Genomic DNA, 19,415 nt, shown 5'->3' on the forward strand with positions numbered 1-19,415 from the left:
AAACGCCCGGTTACATTCCGAACCCGGAAGCTAAGCCTTACAGCGCCGATGGTACTGCAGGGGGGACCCTGTGGGAGAGTAGGACACCGCCGAACTCCTTTTAGAGCTCCGGCTCTTGGGCATCAAGCCCAAGAGCCGGAGCTTTTTTGCGTTGAGGTAAGGTCAGGGGGCAAAGTTGGCTCGTTTCCCATCACAGGAGGCCCCCGGGTGGAGGTCCAGGAGACCCGTGTCCAGACGGACCGGGTCCTCACCATCCCGAACATCCTCAGCATGGCCCGCCTCGTCGGCGTGCCCGTCTTCCTGTGGTTGATCCTCAGGCCCGAGTTCGGCGGGCCGAAGAGCGACGGCTGGGCGCTGCTCGTCCTCGCCTTCAGCGGCATCAGCGACTACCTGGACGGCAAGCTCGCCCGGCGCTGGAACCAGATCAGCAGCCTCGGCCGGCTGCTGGACCCCGCCGCGGACCGGCTCTACATCCTCTCGACGCTCGTCGGCCTCACCTGGCGCGAGATCCTGCCCCTCTGGCTGACCGGCGTGCTGCTGCTGCGCGAGCTGGTGCTGCTGGTGATGGTGGGGATCCTCCGACGGCACGGCTATCCGCCGCCGCAGGTGAACTTCCTCGGCAAGGCCGCCACGTTCAACCTCATGTACGCGTTCCCGCTCCTGCTGCTCAGTGACGGAAGCGGCTGGATCTCGTCACTCGCTGCCATTTTCGGATGGGCGTTCGCCGGATGGGGTACAACCCTCTATTGGTGGGCAGGAGTGCTCTACGTGGTGCAAGTCCGTCGTCTCGTTCGCGCGGACGCCACAGCCGATTGAGCTCGGCGATTGTCCGGACGTAGTGGCTCTCGATGGCCCGCCGCGGAAAAGTGCGGGACAATCTGGACGGGTGAAGTCGGCTAGACCGTCATCTTTTAGAGGAGGACGCTTCCGACATGAAGGCCGTCGTGATGGCCGGTGGCGAAGGTACACGCCTTCGCCCAATGACCTCTAGCATGCCCAAGCCGCTCCTTCCGGTGGTGAACCGCCCGATCATGGAGCACGTGCTTCGGCTGCTCAAAAGGCATGGGCTCACCGAGACCGTCGTCACCGTGCAGTTCCTGGCATCGCTGGTCAAGAACTACTTCGGAGACGGCGAGGAGCTCGGTATGGAGCTCACCTATGCCAATGAGGAGAAGCCACTCGGTACCGCCGGAAGCGTCAAGAACGCCGAAGAGGCGTTGAAGGACGACGCCTTCCTCGTCATCTCCGGCGATGCGCTGACCGACTTCGACCTCACCGAACTCATCAACTTCCACAAGGAAAAGGGCGCGCTCGTCACGGTCTGCCTGACCCGTGTGCCCAATCCGCTGGAATTCGGCATCACCATCGTCGACGAGGAGGGGAAGGTCGAGCGCTTCCTCGAGAAGCCGACCTGGGGCCAGGTGTTCTCCGACACGGTGAACACGGGCATCTACGTCATGGAGCCCGAGGTCTTCGACTACGTCGAGGCCGACGTTCCGGTCGACTGGTCCGGCGACGTCTTCCCGCAGCTCATGAAGGAAGGCAAGCCGGTCTACGGCTATGTCGCCGAGGGCTACTGGGAGGACGTGGGCACCCACGAGTCGTACGTGAAGGCGCAGGCCGACGTCCTGGAGGGCAAGGTCGACGTCGACATCGACGGCTTCGAGATATCGCCCGGAGTCTGGGTCGCCGAAGGCGCCGAGGTGCACGCGGACGCCGTCCTGCGCGGGCCGCTGTACATCGGCGACTACGCCAAGGTCGAGGCCGGCACGGAAATCCGCGAGCACACGGTCGTGGGATCCAACGTCGTCGTGAAGAGCGGAGCCTTCCTCCACCGCGCCGTCGTCCACGACAACGTCTACGTGGGACAGCACAGCAACCTGCGCGGCTGTGTCGTCGGCAAGAACACCGACATCATGCGGGCCGCCCGGATCGAGGACGGCGCGGTCATCGGTGACGAGTGCCTGATCGGTGAAGAGTCGATCGTCCAGGGCAACGTCCGGGTCTATCCGTTCAAGACCATCGAAGCCGGTGCCTTCGTCAACACGTCGGTGATCTGGGAGTCCCGCGGACAGGCGCATCTCTTCGGCGCCCGCGGTGTCTCCGGAATCCTGAACGTGGAGATCACGCCGGAACTGGCCGTACGGCTCGCCGGCGCGTACGCGACCACCCTGAAGAAGGGCTCCACGGTCACCACGGCTCGTGACCACTCGCGAGGCGCGCGCGCACTCAAGAGGGCGGTGATCTCCGCTCTCCAGGCCAGCGCCATCGACGTACGCGACCTGGAGAACGTGCCGCTGCCCGTGGCGCGGCAGCAGACCGCGCGCGGCAGCGCCGGCGGCATCATGATCCGGACCTCGCCCGGAGTGCCCGACTCCGTCGACATCATGTTCTTCGACGGGCAGGGCGCGGACCTCTCGCAGGCCAGCCAGCGCAAGCTGGACCGGATCTTCGCGCGGCAGGAGTACCGGCGCGCGTTCCCCGGCGAGATCGGCGACCTGCACTTCCCGGCCAGCGTCTTCGACTCCTACACGGGGTCGCTGCTGCGGAACGTCGACACGACCGGGATCGCCGAGGCGGGCCTGAAGGTCGTCGTGGACGCCTCCAACGGCAGCGCCGGGCTCGTCCTGCCCAGCCTGCTCGGAAAGCTCGGCGTGGACTCGCTGACCGTCAACCCCGGTCTCAACGAGGCCAGGCCCACGGAGACGGCGGACCAGCGCAGGGCGGGACTGGTGCGCCTGGGCGAGATCGTGGCCTCCTCAAGGGCCGCGTTCGGCGTGCGGTTCGACCCGGTCGGCGAGCGGCTGTCCCTGGTGGACGAGAAGGGCCGCATCATCGAGGACGACCGGGCGCTGCTGGTCATGCTCGACCTGGTCGCCGCCGAGCGGCGCAGCGGCCGTGTGGCGCTTCCGGTCACCACGACCCGGATCGCCGAACAGGTGGCCGCGTACCACGGCACCCAGGTCGAGTGGACGACCACCTCGCCCGACGACCTCACCCGCGTGGGGCGTGAGGAAGCCACCATCTTCGGTGGTGACGGCAAGGGCGGATTCATCGTCCCCGAGTTCAGCAGCGTCTACGACGGCACGGCGGCCTTCGTACGGCTGATCGGGCTGGTGGCGCGCACGCAGCTCACGCTCAGCCAGATCGACGCGCGGATCCCGCGGGCGCACGTCCTCAAGCGCGACCTGGCGACCCCGTGGGCTGTCAAGGGTCTGGTCATGCGGCGCGTCGTCGAGGCGGCCGGTGACCGTTCCGTGGACACGACCGACGGAGTGCGGGTCGTGGAGACGGACGGGCGGTGGGTCATGGTGCTGCCCGACCCGGCCGAGGCCGTCACCCACCTGTGGGCGGAGGGCCCGGACGACGCCTCCGCGCAGGCACTGCTGGACGAATGGTCGGCCATCGTGGACAGCGCCGGCCGGTAAGCAAGGACACCGCACGCGCGCGTGCCGGACACGTGTCCCCGCAGGGGGCCTGTCCGGCACGCCGGTGGGGCCATTCGGAGGTACCGGTCGCAACGTGCGACGATGTGCGGCATGCCGCAGCAACCCCCCGTTCGGAGCAGCGCCGCCCGGCCGCGCCGCCCGGACGCCTCCATGTCGTTGATCACCAACGTCATGGACCACAGCCTGGACGACGGCTACGCCGAGGCGGCGGCCCGCAAACGGGCACGGGGGCAGTCCGGCGGGATGCCGAAGACCCTGCGGGCCAGGCTGGGCCTGGCCGGCGGTCTGGTGCTCGCGGCGCTGGTGGTGACCGTGGGAGCGGCCCAGGCGCGTGTGACGGCCCCGGTGGTGGCCAAGGAGCGGCAGGAGCTCATCGACCGCATCGACCGGGAGACGGCGGACGCCGACAAGCTGGAGAACAGTGTCGACAAGCTCCGTGACGACGTCAGCGCCCGGCAGCGCGCGGCGCTGAAGGCGAGCGGCGGCAGCGATCAGGCGGACCTGGTGGGCGTCCTGTCGGGTGCCACGGCGGTGCAGGGTCCCGGCGTGAAGCTGGTCGTGAACGACGCCAAGGAGGCCTCCGCGGGCGGCGACGCCGGAAATCCGCGGGAGACCTCGGGCTTCTCCGACACCGGCCGGGTGCGGGACCACGACATGCAGCGCGTCGTGAACGGGCTGTGGGCCTCGGGCGCCGAGGCGATCTCCATCAACGGGCAGCGGCTGACCGCCCTGTCCGCGATCAGGGCCGCCGGAGACGCGATACTGGTCGACAACAGGCCGCTGGTCCCGCCGTACACGGTGCTGGCGGTGGGGGACGGGGAGAGGCTCAGCTCCAGGTTCCAGGACAGTCCCGACGGGCTGTACCTGCACGCGCTGGAGGAGAACTTCGACATCCGGGCGACGATCTCCACGGAGAGTGACGTCCGGCTGCCCGCGGCACCCAGCGTGATCGTACGTACGGCCGAGCCGTACACCGAGAAGACTGAGAAGGGCACATCGTGATCGCCGTACTTGGCCTCGTCGTGGGCGTCGTGGCCGGACTGTTGGTCCGTCCGGAGGTTCCGGCGGTCGTCGAGCCGTATCTGCCGATCGCCGTCGTCGCGGCGCTCGACGCCGTCTTCGGCGGGTTGCGGGCCATGCTCGACGGGATCTTCGACGACAAGGTCTTCGTGGTGTCGTTCCTGTCCAACGTGGTGGTCGCCGCGCTGATCGTGTTCCTCGGCGACAAGTTGGGCGTCGGCTCGCAGCTGTCCACGGGTGTGGTCGTGGTTCTCGGTATCCGTATCTTCTCCAACGCCGCGGCGATCCGACGGCATGTCTTCCGGGCGTGAGTGGCATGAATGAGCACGGGAAACACCCGGAGCACCGGTTGCGCAAGGAACTGCCCGCCGAGGTGCCCGCCGTGGCGCCGGAGGCCGGGCCCACCGCCGAGCCGGTGCCGGACGCCGGGCTGACCGGGCGCCGGCGGCTGGTCCAGGGGCTGTGGCCGCCGCGCGTGAGCCGGGCCCAACTGATCGTCGCGGTACTGCTGTTCGGGCTCGGATTCGGCCTGGCCGTGCAGGTGGCGTCGAACAGCGACAACGACAGCGCGTTGCGCGGCGCGCGCCAGGAGGATCTTGTTCGCATCCTCGATGAACTGGACGACCGGACTCAGCGTCTTGAGGACGAGAGGACAGGACTGGAGAAGCAGCGCCAGGAGTTGCAGAGCAGCTCCGACCAGGCGGCGGAGGCTCGCCGGCAGACGGCCGAGAAGGAGAGGCAACTCGGCATTCTGGCGGGCACCGTGGCGGCGCAGGGTCCTGGCATCACGATGACGGTCGACGATCCGAAGGGGACGGTACAGGCGGACATGCTGCTCGACGCGATCCAGGAGTTGCGCGCGGCCGGCGCGGAGGCGATCCAGGTGGACGGGGTGCGCGTGGTCTCCGGCACCTACCTCACCGACTCGGGCAAGAGCGTGAGCGTCGACGGGAACAAGATCACTCAGCCCTACGTTTTCAAGGTGATCGGCAAGCCGCAGGACCTCGAACCGGCTCTCAACATCCCCGGAGGCGTGGTGCAGACCCTGGAGAAGGAGCAGGCGACGGTGACCGTCGAGCGATCGACCAAGATCGTCGTGGATGCCTTGCGACCGGCGAAGCAGCCTGACTACGCTCGGTCGTCCTCACAGTGAACCAGCGGTGCATGCGGAACGTCCGGCAAGGGCATGAGGATGCGGGGGGTCGGCGCACCGGGAAACCGGTGTGTGGTGGAAACTGTCTGGTGGATACGGACGTTGTGTGGTTGTCCGGGTCGGCCGGTGTATTCAGTCAGGGTTCGTCCTGCCCCACGGGCGGGTCTGTTTCGGTCAAGGGGAATCGCCCGTGAAGTTGTTTTCGAAGTTGTTCGGCAAGAGCGCGCGAGAGGGCAGCGACAACGCGACCGCTCGCCATCGCGCACAGCCTGACGCGGACGGACAGCGTCCGCTGTTCCGGGATCAGCTGGCTGGTCCGGGGGGTGACATTTCGGGAGGTCAGGGCGCGCCGTCAGTTGACCCGTCGCAGTCCGGCGGCATAGGTTTCGGGCAACCGTCAACCTCAGGTGCGGGTGGAGGGTTTACCTCCGGCCCGTACGCGTCCAACGACCCGGCGGGGCAGCCGCGGCAGGAGGATCCGTCCATGTCGGCCCTGGTTTGTACGAGGTGCGGTAACCGCAACGCGGAGAACGCCCGCTTCTGTTCCAACTGCGGTGCTCCGCTGCGCCCGGGCGCCGTGCCCGAGCGGGCGTCGGAGACGACGTCCACGATCTCGATCTCCGGCCTGGAGGCGTACGACGCCGAGGTGACCGGGCAGACCCAGGTGCCGGCGCTCTCCCCGGAGGCCCAGGCGGCCGTCGACGCGCTGCCGCTGGGCTCCGCGCTGCTGGTCGTGCGCCGCGGTCCGAACTCGGGCAGCCGCTTCCTGCTGGACAGCGACCTGACCACGGCGGGCCGTCATCCGCAGAGCGACATCTTCCTGGACGACGTCACGGTCTCGCGCCGCCACGTGGAGTTCCGCCGCCAGCCGGACGGTTCGTTCACGGTGGCCGACGTGGGCAGCCTCAACGGCACCTATGTCAACCGGGAGCGCATCGACCAGGTCGCGCTGTCGAACGGCGACGAGGTCCAGATCGGCAAGTACCGGCTGGTCTTCTACGCGAGCCGGCAGGGCATCTGACCCTCCGGACCTCGTGCGGGGACCCCAGGGAAGAAGGTCCATGCTGCACACACCGAGCGGCGGTACCGGTCACGGCACCGCCGCCACGGAAACCGGGCTGATGAGCATCGGCACGGTGCTGAACGTGCTGCGCGACGAGTTCCCCGAAGTCACCATCTCCAAGATCCGCTTTCTGGAGTCGGAGGGGCTCATCGAGCCCCGCCGTACTCCGTCCGGGTACCGCAAGTTCAGTGCCGGGGACGTGGAGCGGCTCGGACACGTCCTGAGGATGCAGCGGGACCACTATCTGCCGCTGAAGGTCATCCGGGAGTACCTGGACGCCATGGAGCGCGGTGAGGCCGTGCAGCTGCCCGTGCTGGGGCGGCAGCGGGACGGCGAGGCGGTGCCGACGATGCCCGAGGCGCCCGCGGTGGCGCGGATCGGCCGCGAGGAGCTGCTCGCGGCCGCGGAGATCGACGAGGGCCGTCTGGCGGAGTGGGAGTCCTACGGGCTGCTCGCGCCCCTGGCGGACGGCGCGTACGACTCCGAGGCGGTGACCGTGGCCGCGCTCGTGACCGAGCTGGGCCGGTTCGGCATCGAGCCGCGCCATCTGCGGGCGATGAAGGCCGCCGCGGACCGTGAGGCGGGGCTGGTGGACCAGGTGGTGGCCCCGTTGAGGCGGCACCGCAATCCGCAGACAAGGGCGCACGCCGAGGCCCGTACGAAAGAGCTGGCGGCGCTCACGGTGAAGCTGCACGCCGCACTGGTGCAGACCGCGCTCGGAGTGCGGCTGCCATGACCATCGTGACAGGACCCGGGCACGGGCCGGATCGGGCGCGCGTTCCGGGCCCGACTACCCAAACGTCCCGGGCACGGCCTAGGGTTGCTGTGTGAACGAGCTCGATGTCGTAGGTGTCCGGGTGGAAATGCCCTCCAACCAACCGATCGTGCTCCTGCGCGAAGTGGGAGGCGACCGTTACCTCCCCATCTGGATCGGACCGGGGGAGGCGACGGCGATCGCGTTCGCCCAACAGGGCATGGCTCCGGCGCGGCCGCTGACCCACGACCTTTTCAAGGACGTGCTGGAGGCCGTCGGCCAGGAGCTGACCGAGGTGCGCATCACGGATCTGCGTGAGGGCGTCTTCTACGCGGAGCTGGTGTTCGCCAGCGGCGTGGAGGTGAGCGCCCGCCCGTCCGACGCCATAGCGCTGGCGCTGCGCACCGGAACGCCGATCTACGGGAGCGACACGGTGCTGGACGACGCCGGCATCGCGATCCCGGACGAGCAGGAGGACGAGGTGGAGAAGTTCCGCGAGTTCCTCGACCAGATCTCGCCCGAGGACTTCGGTACCAGCAGTCAGTGAGAGACCGCAACGGCCCGCCGGCCACCCTGCGAAGGGTGGTGGCGGGCCGCTTCACGGTCGGGCGGATGCGGCGGACTCACGGGCAATTGCCAACGGCCACTGAGAGCGTCCTACGCCTTCCCGTCAGCGCATTCGGCTAGCCTTTCCCCGCGGTGGGGCACGGGAAACCACTCCTAGGGTGATTATCACTCGGCGTGCCGAGTGTGGCGATCGTTGACGCACCCCTGGTGACTGCCTACCGTCGAGAAGGCAGGTCAAGGACGGAGGTCGGCGTGAGAAGCAGCGGCGACGGTATGGCTGGGGGTGCCCCGGGACGCCGTCTCGGGGAGAGCGGTCCGTACCCTCCCCCGAGCCCTCGGCTTCGTTCGAGTTGGGGGGACCCCCAGCACGGCAGCACTGCAGGTCACGCTTCGCAGCGTCCGGCGGCAGTGCCGAGCGGCGGAGGGGCTGCGTCCATGACGACCGAGGAGATCGGGTACCGGGGGCCCACCGCCTGTGCGGCGGCCGGAATCACGTACCGCCAACTGGACTACTGGGCCCGCACCGGGCTGGTCGAGCCCAGCGTGCGGCCCGCGTACGGGTCGGGCACCCAGCGCCTGTACAGCTTCCGGGACGTGGTCGTCCTGAAGATCGTGAAGCGGTTCCTGGACACCGGGGTCTCCCTCCAGAACATCCGCACCGCCGTCCAGCACCTGAGGGAGCGCGGCTTCCGCGACCTGGAGCGGATGACGCTCATGAGCGACGGCGCCACGGTCTACGAGTGCACCTCGCCCGACGAGGTCCACGCGCTGCTCCAGGGCGGGCAGGGCATCTTCGGGATCGCGGTCGGCGTGGTCTGGCGGGACGTGGAGAGCGCCCTGTCCCAGCTGCACGGCGAGCGCGTCGACACGGGCGAGACCCTGGTCGGGCACAACCCCGCCGACGAGCTGGCCCGGCGCCGCAACAAGGCGGTCTGAGGCCCCGGCACCGCGGTGTGCCGGGGCATTGTCAGTGGCGTGGTGCAGCATCGGAGACGTGAGAAACGCGCCCACGATCCTGCATCTCGACATGGATGCCTTCTACGCCTCGGTGGAGCAGGCGTCGAAGCCGAGCCTGCGCGGGAAGGCCGTGGTCGTGGGCGGGCTCGGACCGCGCGGTGTGGTGGCCACGGCGTCCTACGAGGCCCGGGTGTTCGGGGTGCACTCCGCGATGCCGATGGCCCAGGCGCGCAGGCTGGCGCCGAACGCCGCGTACCTCGTGCCGCGGTTCGCGCTGTACCGGTCGATCAGCGAGCAGGTGATGGCGCTGCTGCACGAGCTGTCGCCGCTGGTGGAGCCGCTGAGCCTCGACGAGGCGTTCGTGGACCTGGAGGCCGGTGAGGTCGCCCGGGACGCCGGATCGGCGCGGCTGGTGGGGGAGAAGCTGCGCGCGGACATACGGGGCGCCACGGGGCTCTCCGGGTCGGTCGGGCTGGCCGCCTCCAAGATGCTCGCGAAGATCGCCTCCGAGCAGGCCAAGCCGGACGGCCTGGTGCTGATCGAGCCGGGCACCGAGCGGGCGATGCTCGGGCCGATGACGGTGCGGACCCTGCCGGGGGTGGGGCCGGCGACCGGGGACCATCTGAGGCGGGCCGGGATCACCACGGTCGGTGAGATCGCCGAGGCGGGCGAGGACGAACTGGTGCGGCTCCTCGGCAAGGCCCACGGGCACGCGCTGCACGCGATGGCGCTGGCCCACGACGACCGGCCCGTGGTCGCCGAACGGGAGGCCAAGTCGGTGTCCGTCGAGGACACCTACGACGTGGACATCCACGACCGGACGCGGGTGGGGACGGAGGTGCAGCGGCTCGCCGACCGGTGTGTGCGCCGGCTGCGGGCGGCCGGCCTGTCGGGGCGGACCATCGTGCTGAAGGTGCGGCGCTACGACTTCTCGACGCTCACCCGGTCGGAGACGCTGCGGGGACCGACCGACGACCCGGCGGTGGTGCGGGAGGCGGCGGCGCGGCTGCTGGACTCGGTGGACACGACGGGAGGCGTGCGGCTGCTGGGCGTGGGCGTGTCGGGGCTCGCCGACTACACCCAGGAGGATCTGTTCGCGCAGGCGGCGGCCGGGGACGCGGTCGAGCCGGCCGCGGAGGAGGACGTGGCGGAGCCGGTCGCCGAGGCGGTGGCGGCCGTCGAACGGCGGTGGCCCGCGGGGCACGACGTACGCCATGCGGGGTACGGCCACGGATGGGTGCAGGGGAGCGGGGTGGGGCGGGTGACGGTGCGGTTCGAGACGCCGGGGTCGGCGGTGCCGGGGAGGGTGCGGACGTTCCGGGTGGACGACCCTGAGCTGGAACCGGTGGATCCGCTGCCGCTGGTGCCGTCGACTCCCGCGGACGGGGTGGGCGTGTGATCCGGAGTGCGGGGCGTTCCGGGGCCGGGACGGGCCCCGTCAGGGGTCCCGGGCACGGCGAGAGCGGCCCTCGCCTGCCCTACGCGCCCGTGTCCTCGGTTCCCGCCAGCTTGCCGAAGTCGTGGTCGGGGTGGTCGGGGGGCGGGGCGGCCGTGTCCAGGCCGTAGTGGTGGTAGAGCTGGAGTTCCTGCTCGGGGGAGAGGTGGCGGCCCACGCCGAAGTCGGGGGCGTCCTTGATCAGGGCGCGGTCGAAGGGGACCTTGAGGGTGCCCTCGACCAACTCGCTCGGCTCCAGGGGCACGAAGGCGTCCCGGGAGAACAGGCCGGTGCGTATGGCCGCCCACTCCGGCACCCCGGTCGCGTCGTCGAGGTAGACCTCGTCGATCGTGCCGATCTTCGTGCCGTTGCGGTCGAACGCCTTGCGGCCGATCAGGTTGCGCGGATCGATGTCGGTCTGCACGGGCCCTCCACTAGGTCGCAACTCATCCGTAAGCACTACAAAAGAGCACATTGAAGGAGGCGGCCACTCGAAGACCTGTGCGTTGCCCTCGCTGGTACGCTGGCAAGCGGCTGCTGATCCCGTGCGGGAGAGTCCTCCGGGCAGTCCGGAGGCGCCGAAGGAGCAAATCCTCCCCGGAATCTCTCAGGCTCACGTACCGCACGGACGAGGTCACTCTGGAAAGCAGGGCAGGCGTCCACGGCGCCCGCCCTCACCGACGGTGAAAGCCGGATCCCCTGGGCGTCCGGCGAAGCTCTCAGGTTGAGATGACAGAGGGGGAGGCCGTCGGGGTACCCGTGCCGGGGTACCCCTCGAAGGTCGCGTCAGACCAGGAGGCCTCCGCAATGACCGCCCAGCGTGTACCGCTCTCCGAGCTAGAGCAGGGAATCCCCTTCGAGCAGCGCCACATCGGACCCGATGACGAGGCGCAGGCCAAGATGCTCGCCCAGGTCGGCTACGGCTCGCTCGACGAGCTGACCGCCGCCGCCGTGCCGGACGTCATCAAGAACGCCGACACCCTGGAGCTGCCGGGCGCGCGCACCGAGGCCGAGGTCCTGGCCGAGCTGCGGTCGCTGGCCGACCGCAACCAGGTGCTCGACTCGATGATCGGACTGGGCTACTACGGCACCTTCACGCCGCCCGTCATCCTGCGGAACGTGATGGAGAACCCCGCCTGGTACACGGCCTACACGCCGTACCAGCCGGAGATCTCCCAGGGCCGGCTGGAAGCGCTGCTGAACTTCCAGACCGTGGTCGCCGACCTCACCGGGCTGCCCACCTCCGGTGCCTCGCTGCTCGACGAGGGCACCGCCGCCGCCGAGGCCGTGGCGCTGTCGCTGCGCATGGGCAAGAACAAGAAGGGTGTCTTCGTCATCGACGCGGACGCCCTGCCCCAGACCATCGCCGTGATCCGGACGCGGGCCGAACCGGCGGGCGTCGAGGTCGTCGTCGCGGACCTCAGCGAGGGCATCCCGGCCGATCTCGCCGCGCGGGAGATCAACGGCGTGCTCGTCCAGTACCCGGGCGCCTCCGGTGCCGTCCGCGACATCAGGCCGCTCGTCGAGCAGGCGCACGGGCTCGGCGCGCTGGTCACCGTGGCCGCCGACCTGCTCGCGCTGACCCTGCTGACCTCGCCGGGCGAGCTGGGCGCCGACATCGCCGTCGGCACGACCCAGCGGTTCGGTGTGCCGATGGGCTTCGGCGGTCCGCACGCCGGCTACATGGCGGTGCGGGAGAAGTTCGCGCGCAGCCTGCCCGGCCGCCTCGTGGGCGTCTCCGTGGACGCCGACGGCCACAAGGCCTACCGGCTCGCGCTGCAGACGCGGGAACAGCACATCCGCCGCGAGAAGGCCACCAGCAACATCTGCACCGCGCAGGTGCTGCTCGCCGTGATGGCCGGCATGTACGCCGTCTACCACGGGCCCGAGGGCCTGCGGGCCATCGCGCAGCGCACCCACCGCTACGCCACGATCCTCGCCGCGGGGCTGACGGACGGCGGCGTCGAGCTGGTGCACGGCGCCTACTTCGACACGCTCACCGCGCGCGTGCCCGGCAAGGCCGCCGAGGTCGTCGCGGCCGCCCGCCAGGGCGGGGTCAACCTGCGGCTGGTCGACGCCGACCACGTCTCCATGGCCTGCGACGAGACCACCACACGCGCGCAGCTGGGAGCCGTGTGGGCGGCGTTCGGCGTCGAGGGCGACGTCGAGGCGCTGGACACGGCCGCCGTGGACACGCTGCCCGAGGCGCTGCTGCGCGAGGACGGCTACCTGGGCCACCCGGTCTTCCACGACCACCGCTCCGAGACCGCGATGCTGCGCTACCTGCGCCGCCTCGCCGACCGTGACTACGCGCTGGACCGGGGCATGATCCCGCTGGGCTCCTGCACGATGAAGCTCAACGCCACCACCGAGATGGAGCCGGTCACCTGGCCCGAGTTCGGCCAGCTGCACCCCTTCGCGCCCGCCGAGCAGGCGCAGGGCTATCTGACGCTCATCCGCGAGCTGGAGGAGCGGCTCGCCGAGGTCACGGGCTACGACAAGGTGTCGCTGCAGCCCAACGCCGGATCCCAGGGCGAACTGGCCGGTCTGCTCGCCGTACGCGCCTACCACCGCGCCAACGGCGACGAGCAGCGCACCGTGTGCCTGATCCCGTCCTCCGCGCACGGCACCAACGCCGCCAGCGCCGTCATGGCGGGGATGAAGGTCGTCGTCGTCAAGACCGCCGAGGACGGCGAGGTCGACGTCGAGGACCTGCGGGCGAAGATCGAGCAGCACCGTGAGCAGCTCGCCGTCCTGATGATCACCTACCCGTCCACGCACGGCGTGTTCGAGGAGCACGTCGCGGACATCTGCGCCCAGGTCCACGAGGCCGGCGGCCAGGTGTACGTCGACGGCGCCAACCTCAACGCGCTGGTCGGGGTCGCCAAGCCCGGGCACTTCGGCGGCGACGTCTCGCACCTCAACCTGCACAAGACCTTCTGCATCCCGCACGGCGGCGGCGGTCCGGGCGTCGGCCCGGTGGCCGTACGGTCCCACCTGGCGCCGTACCTGCCGAACCACCCGCTCCAGCCGGCCGCGGGCCCGGAAACCGGCGTCGGGCCGATCTCTGCCGCGCCGTGGGGCTCCGCGGGGATCCTGCCGATCTCGTGGGCGTACGTCCGCCTGATGGGCGGCGAGGGCCTGAAGCGCGCCACCCAGGTGGCCGTGCTCAGCGCCAACTACGTCGCCAAGCGGCTGGAGCCGCACTTCCCCGTGCTCTACACCGGCCCCGGCGGGCTGGTCGCGCACGAGTGCATCATCGACCTGCGGCCGCTCACCAAGGCGACCGGCGTGAGCGTCGACGACGTCGCCAAGCGGCTCATCGACTACGGCTTCCACGCGCCGACGATGTCCTTCCCGGTGGCCGGCACGCTGATGATCGAGCCGACCGAGTCCGAGGACCTGGGCGAGCTGGACCGGTTCTGCGCGGCGATGATCGCCATCCGCGCGGAGATCGACAAGGTCGGGTCGGGGGAGTGGCCCGCGGAGGACAACCCGCTGCGGGGTGCCCCGCACACGGCCGCCGCGCTCGGCGGGGAGTGGGAGCACGCGTACGGGCGCACGGAGGCCGTCTTCCCGGCCGGCGTGTCCGCCGCCGACAAGTACTGGCCGCCGGTGCGCCGGATCGACCAGGCCTTCGGTGACCGGAACCTGGTGTGCTCCTGCCCGCCGCTGGACGCCTACGAGGACTGATCCGCGGCAGCACGGACGTGACGAAGGCCCCGCTTCGGCGGGGCCTCTCGCGTCGCGGGGCTACGCCGGGTAGGCGTGGGTCTGGGTCGCCTTCACCGTCGCCCAGACCGGGGTGCCCGGGTGCAGGTCCAGTTCGGCCGCCGCGACGGTGGTGAGGTCGGCGGCGAGGGGGAGCTCGCCGGTGAGGTCGGCGCGGACGCGGTCGCCGTGGATCTCCAGGCCGGCGACCTGGCAGCGCCAGACGTTGCGGGCGCTGGCCCCGGTGGGCCGGTCCCGGAAGAGGGTGACGGCGCTCGGCGGGAACGCGACGAACACGTCACCGGTGAGGTGCTCCGTGGTGGCGACGGCGGTGCCGGTGTCCAGCCGGACCAGGTGGCCCCCGGCCTCCGTCTCGGCCCGGCCGCGGTAGAGGTTGAGGCCGACCAGGTGGGCGATGTAGTCGGTGCGCGGGCGGCGGGCGATGTCGGCGGGGCCGCCCTGCTGGACGATCGAACCGTGCTCTATGACGATCAGACGGTCGGCCAGCACCATCGCGTCCAGCGGATCGTGGGTGACCAGGACCGCCACGGCCTCGAACTCGGCCAGGCGGCGGCGGAGTTGGGAGCGCACGTCCAGGCGGGTGCGGGCGTCGAGGGCGGCGAGCGGCTCGTCGAGGAGGAGCAGGCGGGGGCGGGTGGCCAGGGCGCGGGCCAGCGCGACGCGCTGGGCCTGGCCGCCGGACAGGCGGCGGGGTTTGGCGCCGCCGTGGTCCGCGAGGCCCATGCGGTCCAGCCAGGCGGCCGCCTGGGCGCGGGCCTCGGCCTTCGGCACGCCGTGGCAGCGCGGGCCGAAGGCGACGTTGTCGAGCGCCGTGAGGTGCGGGAAGAGGAGGTAGTCCTGGAAGACGACGCCGACCGGGCGGGATTCGGGCGGCGTGCGGTCCAACTCCGCGCCGTCCAGACGCAGATGGCCGGCGGTCAGGGGAGTGAGGCCGGCCAGGGCGCGCAGCGCGGTGGTCTTGCCCGCGCCGTTGGGCCCGAGCAGGGCGACGACCTCGCCGGGGGCGGCGGTGAGGGCGATGTCGAGGTGGAAGGCGGGACGGGTGACGACCAGTCGGGCGTCGAGGCCGTCGGTGTCCTTCGCGGGCGGCGCGGGGGACGCGTCGGGGCGGCGGGCGGGATCCGGGGCGGTCATGAGGCGGTCATCCAGCGGTCGCGGAGGCCCGCGAGGACCGCGATCGAGACGGCCAGCAGGACCAGGCTGAGGGCGATCGCCGCGTCGGGGTCGTTCTGGAGGGCCAGGTAGACCGCCAGCGGCATGGTCTGGGTGCGGCCGGGGAAGTTGCCGGCGAACGTGATCGTCGCCCCGAACTCGCCGAGCGCGCGGGCCCAGGCCAGTACCGAACCGGCCGCGATGCCGGGCGCGATGAGCGGGAGCGTGACCCTGCGGAACGCCGTGAGACGGGACGCGCCCAGCGTCGTCGCCGCCTCCTCGAAGCGCGGGTCGGCGGCCCGCAGCGTGCCCTCGACGCTGATCACCAGGAACGGCATCGCCACGAAGGACTCCGCGATCACCACCGCGGTCGTCGTGAACGGCAGCGTGATCCCGAACCACGCGTCCAGCCACTGCCCGACGACACCGTTGCGGCCGAGGGCCAGGAGCAGGGCCACACCGCCGACCACCGGGGGAAGGACCAGCGGGAGCGTCACGAGCGCCCGCACCAGGCCCCGGCCGGGGAACTCGGTGCGGGCCAGCAGCCAGGCCAGCGGAACGCCGAGGACCAGGCTCACGGCCGTCGCCGCCGTCGCGCTGAGCAGCGAGAGCTGGAGTGCCCGCCACACCTCCGTGCTGGTCAGCAGCGAGGGCAGGCTGCCCCAGGGCGCGCGCAGCAGCAGGGCCAGCAGGGGCAGCAGGAGGAAGGCCAGAGCCACCGCTCCGGGCAGGAGGAGCGGCAGCGGCACGGCCGAGCGGACGCGCCGGCGCCGGGGGCCGTCCGTGACGGCGGCGGTCCCGGGGTCCGGCTCGTCGGTCTTCGTCACGGCTTGAGGAACCCGGCGTGGTTCAGGACCTGCCGGCCCTCGGCGGACCGCACCAGCGCGATGAACGCCTTGGCGAGCCCCGGGTTCGGGGCGTTCTTCAGGAGGGCGATCGGGTAGTCGTTGATGGCGGCGGCGGACTCGGGGAACTCCACGCCCTCCACCTTGTCACCCGCGGCCTTCACGTCGGTCCTGTAGACGACCGCGGCGTCGGCCTCCTTCAGGACCACCTTGTTGAGGGCGGACTTCACGTCCTCCTCGTAGGAGACCGGCGTCAGCTTCAGCTTGCCGGCGTCCAGCGCCTTCTGCGCGGCCGCGCCGCACGGCACCGTCTTGTCGCAGAGGACCACCTTCAGCTTGGAGTCGGTGAGGTCCTTGAGCGAGGAGACCTTGTCGGGGTTGCCCGGCAGGGTGGCGATCTCCAGCTGGTTGCGGACGAAGGTGGCCGGGGTGGTGGCGGTGTCCTTCTTGTCCGTCACGATCGCCATCGTCTTGGGGCTGGCGGCGGCGAAGACGTCCGCGGGGGCCCCGCTGGTGATCTGCGCGGCGAGGGTGTCACTGCCGCCGAAGCTGAAGTCGACCTTCGTGCCCGGGTGGGCCTTCTCGAAGTCCGCCTTCAGCGTCGTGAAGCTCTCCTTGAGGGAGGCCGCCGCGAACACGGTGATCGAACCGGACAGCCCGGACGACGCGGAGGACGAGGTGTCCGACTTCGTCTTCGCGGACGAGTCGTCGTCCGAGGAGGAGCAGGCGCTCAGGACCAGCAGGGCCGCCACCGGGGCACCGGCCACCTGAAGGGTCCGCCGGGTCCGGCGCGCGGAACGGGTCATCACGGGTGAACTCCTCTGAATCCGGGTGGAGAAAGCTGTCGCGCCCTGGTGCGACCTGTCTCTCGGCCGCCATGTGATGATACTGCCGCACCTGCCAGCCGTAAGTCTTCTGTCGCATCGCATGAGCCGCACACTTAAGACAAGAACCTGGCATGTGCGTTTGTACGGAGGTGCGCCGCGGGTACCGTCATCCGGGAGGAGGCCGCACATGACGCTCGCCGAACTCGACCTCACCGGAGACCTGGCACGGCCGGCCCGGCTCACCGTGTCCGATCTCCTGCGCTGGCCCCAGCACCGGGTGCGGGTCAGCTTCGACTGCGCCACCAGCGGCGTGCGGCGTCACGGCTTCACCGGACCCCTGCTGTACGACGTCCTCGGCGCCGCGGGCCCCGCGTTCGACCCCGTCCGCCGCAAGGACCGGCCGCGGTTCCTCATCGCGGTCACCGGCGCCGACGGTCACCACGCGCTGCTCTCCTGGGCCGAGATCGACCCGGACTTCGCGCACGCACCCGTCCTGCTGGCCGTCGGCATCGACGGGACCCCCCTGGACCTCGCGGGCCCCAGCTGGTCCTCGGAGAGGGCGGCGGTCGTCATCAGGAAGCCCGCCGCGCAGAATCCGCACCGGAAGCCCGGGGCGCCGAGGAACCGCTGCTGCACGGGGTGGAGTTCACCGTCCGGGGAGGCCGGGCCCTCGACGGTGGTGACCGTGCGGCCGTCGGCGCGGAAGGCCGGACAGAGGCAGCTGTGCACGGGTTCGCCGTCGACGGGGACGGTGCGGGCACCGCGGTCGCCCGCGTCGCAGCCCTTCGTCACCCCGAAGCCGGTGAGCGCGGTCAGACGCGGTCGATGTGCACGTTCGTCGACTTGACCCGGGCGGTGGCCTCCATGCCCACCTCCAGGCCCAGTTCCTCGACGGCCTCGCGGGTGAGCAGGGAGACCAGGCGGTGCGGACCGGCCTGGATCTCGACCTGGGCGGCGACGTCGCCGAGCTTGATCGCGGTGACGATGCCCGGGAAGGCGTTGCGCACCGACGTGTAGGAGGCGTCCTCCTCGGCGGTCCCGGCCCTGGCGAGTTCGACGGAGAACGCGGCGAGCGCCCTGCCGTCGATGAGCCGCCTGCCGCCCTCGTCGCGATGGGTGGTCATCCGGCCGGCGTCGGCCCAGCGGCGGGCGGTGTCCGGGCTGACGCCGAGCAGCCGCGCCGCCTGGCCGATCGTGTAGGACTGCATGGGCTCACGATAGGGCCGCCCGTCGGGGCCCGCGGACCCGGCGTCCGCCGGTTCGGGCCCGACGGCCGGGGTGTGGCAGCATCCGCGTATGACGACCACAGGAGCGAGCCGGGGCCTGGACCTGTTCCGGCACCAGGACATCCCGATCTACACGCTGACCTTCGCGCGGGACGTGGCCCCCGAGGAACTGCTGACCCGCATGGGAGCCGTCCCCGGGACCCTGGCGCTGCGCGGTCCCGGCACCGCGCTCGCCGACGATCTCGGGGACGACCTCTACGACGGGGACGAACCGGTCGTCCTGACCGGGGTGGACGGCCCGTGGACGTGGGCCTGGGAGCTGGGCGGCCTGCACGGGCTGGACGAGCGGGTCCTGGGTGCGGTCTCGGCGGGGACCGAGGCCGTCGTGGTCCATTACAACGAGAAGCCGATGCACTGGTTCAAGTACGCGGTCGGTGGTGACGTCCTCGTGGACTTCCACACCCTGCACGCGATCGACCCGATCGGGTACGACCCGGCCCGGCTCGACGACACCATGCGGCCGCTGGGTCTGGTCCGCGGCGAGACGGCGCCCCCGGACAGCGTGCTGACGCTGCTGGAGGACGCCTTCGGCATCGGTCTCACCGACCCTGCCACCTCCGGCGGCGAACGCTGGAGCGGCAGGCTGCGCGCCCTGCCGGAGGAGTGAACGGCCCCGCGGTCAGGTCAGGCCGGAGGCCCTGAGCACCGCGAGCGCGGTGGCGTCGTCGATCTCGTGGCCGAGCCGCGCGAGCACCTCGTCGCCCCGGCGCAGGGTGCCGCGGTCCAGGGAGCGGCGCACGCCGGTGTCCAGCTCGTGCCAGAGCAGCGGATTGGCGCGCAGGACGTTCGGGTCGAGCTCCAGCCGGTTGCCGGCGGTGTCGCGCAGCACCAGGTGGGCACAGACGTCCCCGTACCGGCCGACGTGCACGAGGGAGTCGGTACGGACGGTCCGGCGGCGCAGCGGCCCGCGCGCGGTCAGCCAGCCGGGGCCCGCCGTCACCCGGGCCGGCATCAGCATGGCGAGGATGCCGGCCGACAGGGCGGTCCAGAGCACCGCGCGCGCCGGGGTCAGGGTGCCGGCGTCCCAGTCCACCAGGAACGTCAGGCCGCCGAAGCCGGCGGCACAGCCCACCGCCAGGCGGGCGCCGCCGCGCCAGGTACGGTCACCGGCCGCCCGGCTCCCGCGTCTTGTGTCCTCCATGAGGCCGACGGTAGGGGCCGCCGCGGGCCGGGGG

Annotated in this window: 18 protein-coding genes, 1 rRNA gene, 2 pseudogenes and 1 riboswitch; of the genes and pseudogenes, 14 read left to right on the top strand and 7 right to left on the bottom strand. The window is 71.1% G+C overall.

The genetic code is table 11. From position 1 onward, the window contains the following. The 11 genes from rrf to ACIRQ9_RS39115 all read left to right on the top strand — a co-directional run. Nucleotides 1-95 (top strand): 5S ribosomal RNA (gene rrf / locus ACIRQ9_RS39065); the annotation flags it as partial. A gap of 112 nt (nt 96-207) precedes the next feature. Then, nucleotides 208-816: a CDP-alcohol phosphatidyltransferase family protein gene (locus ACIRQ9_RS39070; protein WP_351328970.1), complete on the top strand. Its 609-nt coding sequence runs from the start codon at nt 208-210 to the stop codon at nt 814-816. Between the two features lie 116 nt (nt 817-932). Continuing rightward, complete coding sequence (locus ACIRQ9_RS39075; protein ID WP_404185162.1) at nt 933-3,428, top strand: sugar phosphate nucleotidyltransferase; 2,496 nt, start codon at nt 933-935, stop codon at nt 3,426-3,428. Nucleotides 3,429-3,539: 111 nt separating this feature from the next. Beyond that, nucleotides 3,540-4,451 (top strand): DUF881 domain-containing protein, encoded by a 912-nt coding sequence (locus ACIRQ9_RS39080; RefSeq protein ID WP_404185165.1) that lies wholly within the window; start codon nt 3,540-3,542, stop codon nt 4,449-4,451. Beyond that, on the top strand, nt 4,448-4,780 hold the full coding sequence (locus tag ACIRQ9_RS39085) for a small basic family protein (RefSeq protein ID WP_046727248.1): 333 nt from the start codon (nt 4,448-4,450) through the stop codon (nt 4,778-4,780). Before ACIRQ9_RS39080 ends, ACIRQ9_RS39085 begins: the two co-directional genes overlap by 4 nt. Nucleotides 4,781-4,785: 5 nt before the next feature. Beyond that, a complete protein-coding gene (locus ACIRQ9_RS39090) occupies nt 4,786-5,622 on the top strand; it encodes a DUF881 domain-containing protein (RefSeq protein WP_404185168.1) in 837 nt (278 codons plus the stop codon). 190 nt (nt 5,623-5,812) lie between these two features. After that, nucleotides 5,813-6,643: an FHA domain-containing protein gene (locus ACIRQ9_RS39095; RefSeq protein WP_404185171.1), complete on the top strand. Its 831-nt coding sequence runs from the start codon at nt 5,813-5,815 to the stop codon at nt 6,641-6,643. A gap of 40 nt (nt 6,644-6,683) precedes the next feature. After that, on the top strand, nt 6,684-7,421 hold the full coding sequence (locus ACIRQ9_RS39100; RefSeq protein WP_404185174.1) for a MerR family transcriptional regulator: 738 nt from the start codon (nt 6,684-6,686) through the stop codon (nt 7,419-7,421). Between the two features lie 91 nt (nt 7,422-7,512). Then, nucleotides 7,513-7,986, top strand: coding sequence for a bifunctional nuclease family protein (locus ACIRQ9_RS39105; RefSeq protein WP_026253112.1), 474 nt, complete (start codon nt 7,513-7,515; stop codon nt 7,984-7,986). Between the two features lie 272 nt (nt 7,987-8,258). Continuing rightward, nucleotides 8,259-8,942: a MerR family transcriptional regulator gene (locus ACIRQ9_RS39110; protein ID WP_404185176.1), complete on the top strand. Its 684-nt coding sequence runs from the start codon at nt 8,259-8,261 to the stop codon at nt 8,940-8,942. A 58-nt stretch (nt 8,943-9,000) separates the two neighbouring features. Further along, nucleotides 9,001-10,362 carry a DNA polymerase IV gene (locus ACIRQ9_RS39115; protein ID WP_404185179.1) on the top strand — a complete coding sequence of 454 codons (1,362 nt, stop codon included), beginning with the start codon at nt 9,001-9,003 and terminating at the stop codon, nt 10,360-10,362. Between the two features lie 79 nt (nt 10,363-10,441). Here ACIRQ9_RS39115 and ACIRQ9_RS39120 read toward each other — a convergent pair whose 3' ends face one another. Continuing rightward, nucleotides 10,442-10,822 (bottom strand): PRC-barrel domain-containing protein, encoded by a 381-nt coding sequence (locus tag ACIRQ9_RS39120; protein ID WP_404185182.1) that lies wholly within the window; start codon nt 10,820-10,822, stop codon nt 10,442-10,444. A 114-nt stretch (nt 10,823-10,936) separates the two neighbouring features. Further along, nucleotides 10,937-11,031, top strand: a riboswitch (glycine riboswitch). Between the two features lie 174 nt (nt 11,032-11,205). On the opposite strand from ACIRQ9_RS39120, the gene gcvP reads away from it, so the two are divergent. Further along, the gene (gene gcvP, locus ACIRQ9_RS39125; RefSeq protein ID WP_404185185.1) at nt 11,206-14,091 is read left to right on the top strand and encodes an aminomethyl-transferring glycine dehydrogenase; all 2,886 of its coding nucleotides are present in this window, start codon (nt 11,206-11,208) and stop codon (nt 14,089-14,091) included. A gap of 60 nt (nt 14,092-14,151) precedes the next feature. On the opposite strand, the gene ACIRQ9_RS39130 is transcribed toward gcvP, so the two are convergent. The 3 genes from ACIRQ9_RS39130 to modA are packed head-to-tail and all read right to left on the bottom strand — an operon-like array spanning nt 14,152 to nt 16,933. Next, nucleotides 14,152-15,264, bottom strand: coding sequence for an ABC transporter ATP-binding protein (locus ACIRQ9_RS39130; RefSeq protein ID WP_404185187.1), 1,113 nt, complete (start codon nt 15,262-15,264; stop codon nt 14,152-14,154). Continuing rightward, a complete protein-coding gene (modB, locus tag ACIRQ9_RS39135; RefSeq protein WP_404185190.1) occupies nt 15,261-16,109 on the bottom strand; it encodes a molybdate ABC transporter permease subunit in 849 nt (282 codons plus the stop codon). Before modB ends, ACIRQ9_RS39130 begins: the two co-directional genes overlap by 4 nt. Further along, the gene (gene modA / locus ACIRQ9_RS39140; RefSeq protein WP_404185193.1) at nt 16,106-16,933 is read right to left on the bottom strand and encodes a molybdate ABC transporter substrate-binding protein; all 828 of its coding nucleotides are present in this window, start codon (nt 16,931-16,933) and stop codon (nt 16,106-16,108) included. The genes modB and modA overlap by 4 nt, the downstream gene beginning before the upstream one ends. Before the next feature lie 208 nt (nt 16,934-17,141). On the opposite strand from modA, the pseudogene ACIRQ9_RS39145 reads away from it, so the two are divergent. After that, nucleotides 17,142-17,495, top strand: a pseudogene (locus ACIRQ9_RS39145) (molybdopterin-dependent oxidoreductase); the annotation flags it as partial. Here the strand turns inward: ACIRQ9_RS39145 and ACIRQ9_RS39150 are convergent. Together ACIRQ9_RS39150 and ACIRQ9_RS39155 are read right to left on the bottom strand one after the other, a co-directional pair. Continuing rightward, nucleotides 17,495-17,755: pseudogene (locus ACIRQ9_RS39150) on the bottom strand ((2Fe-2S)-binding protein); the annotation flags it as partial. The pseudogenes ACIRQ9_RS39145 and ACIRQ9_RS39150 overlap by 1 nt on opposite strands. A gap of 11 nt (nt 17,756-17,766) precedes the next feature. Beyond that, complete coding sequence (locus ACIRQ9_RS39155) at nt 17,767-18,162, bottom strand: molybdopterin-binding protein (protein WP_404185196.1); 396 nt, start codon at nt 18,160-18,162, stop codon at nt 17,767-17,769. A gap of 88 nt (nt 18,163-18,250) precedes the next feature. Between ACIRQ9_RS39155 and ACIRQ9_RS39160 the strand changes: the two genes are divergently transcribed. Next, a complete protein-coding gene (locus ACIRQ9_RS39160) occupies nt 18,251-18,847 on the top strand; it encodes a DUF6461 domain-containing protein (RefSeq protein WP_404185199.1) in 597 nt (198 codons plus the stop codon). 12 nt (nt 18,848-18,859) lie between these two features. On the opposite strand, the gene ACIRQ9_RS39165 is transcribed toward ACIRQ9_RS39160, so the two are convergent. Then, nucleotides 18,860-19,381, bottom strand: coding sequence for a hypothetical protein (locus ACIRQ9_RS39165; protein ID WP_404185201.1), 522 nt, complete (start codon nt 19,379-19,381; stop codon nt 18,860-18,862). Nucleotides 19,382-19,415: the final 34 nt, after the last annotated feature.

Origin of the sequence: Streptomyces sp. NPDC101237, from assembly GCF_044767465.1 — a bacterium.
GTDB classification, from domain to species: Bacteria; Actinomycetota; Actinomycetes; order Streptomycetales; family Streptomycetaceae; genus Streptomyces; species Streptomyces gramineus.

What these genes read in the sequence shown, in the direction of transcription:
- ACIRQ9_RS39075 (WP_404185162.1), top strand. Translation starts at nt 933, where the DNA reads ATGAAGGCCGTCGTGATGGCCGGTGGCGAAGGTACACGCCTTCGCCCA.
- ACIRQ9_RS39080 (WP_404185165.1), top strand. Translation starts at nt 3,540, where the DNA reads ATGCCGCAGCAACCCCCCGTTCGGAGCAGCGCCGCCCGGCCGCGCCGC.
- ACIRQ9_RS39090 (WP_404185168.1), top strand. Translation starts at nt 4,786, where the DNA reads ATGAATGAGCACGGGAAACACCCGGAGCACCGGTTGCGCAAGGAACTG.
- ACIRQ9_RS39100 (WP_404185174.1), top strand. Translation starts at nt 6,684, where the DNA reads ATGCTGCACACACCGAGCGGCGGTACCGGTCACGGCACCGCCGCCACG.
- gcvP (WP_404185185.1), top strand. Translation starts at nt 11,206, where the DNA reads ATGACCGCCCAGCGTGTACCGCTCTCCGAGCTAGAGCAGGGAATCCCC.
- ACIRQ9_RS39130 (WP_404185187.1), bottom strand. Translation starts at nt 15,264, where the DNA reads ATGACCGCCCCGGATCCCGCCCGCCGCCCCGACGCGTCCCCCGCGCCG.
- modA (WP_404185193.1), bottom strand. Translation starts at nt 16,933, where the DNA reads ATGACCCGTTCCGCGCGCCGGACCCGGCGGACCCTTCAGGTGGCCGGT.
- ACIRQ9_RS39155 (WP_404185196.1), bottom strand. Translation starts at nt 18,162, where the DNA reads ATGCAGTCCTACACGATCGGCCAGGCGGCGCGGCTGCTCGGCGTCAGC.
- ACIRQ9_RS39160 (WP_404185199.1), top strand. Translation starts at nt 18,251, where the DNA reads ATGACGACCACAGGAGCGAGCCGGGGCCTGGACCTGTTCCGGCACCAG.
- ACIRQ9_RS39165 (WP_404185201.1), bottom strand. Translation starts at nt 19,381, where the DNA reads ATGGAGGACACAAGACGCGGGAGCCGGGCGGCCGGTGACCGTACCTGG.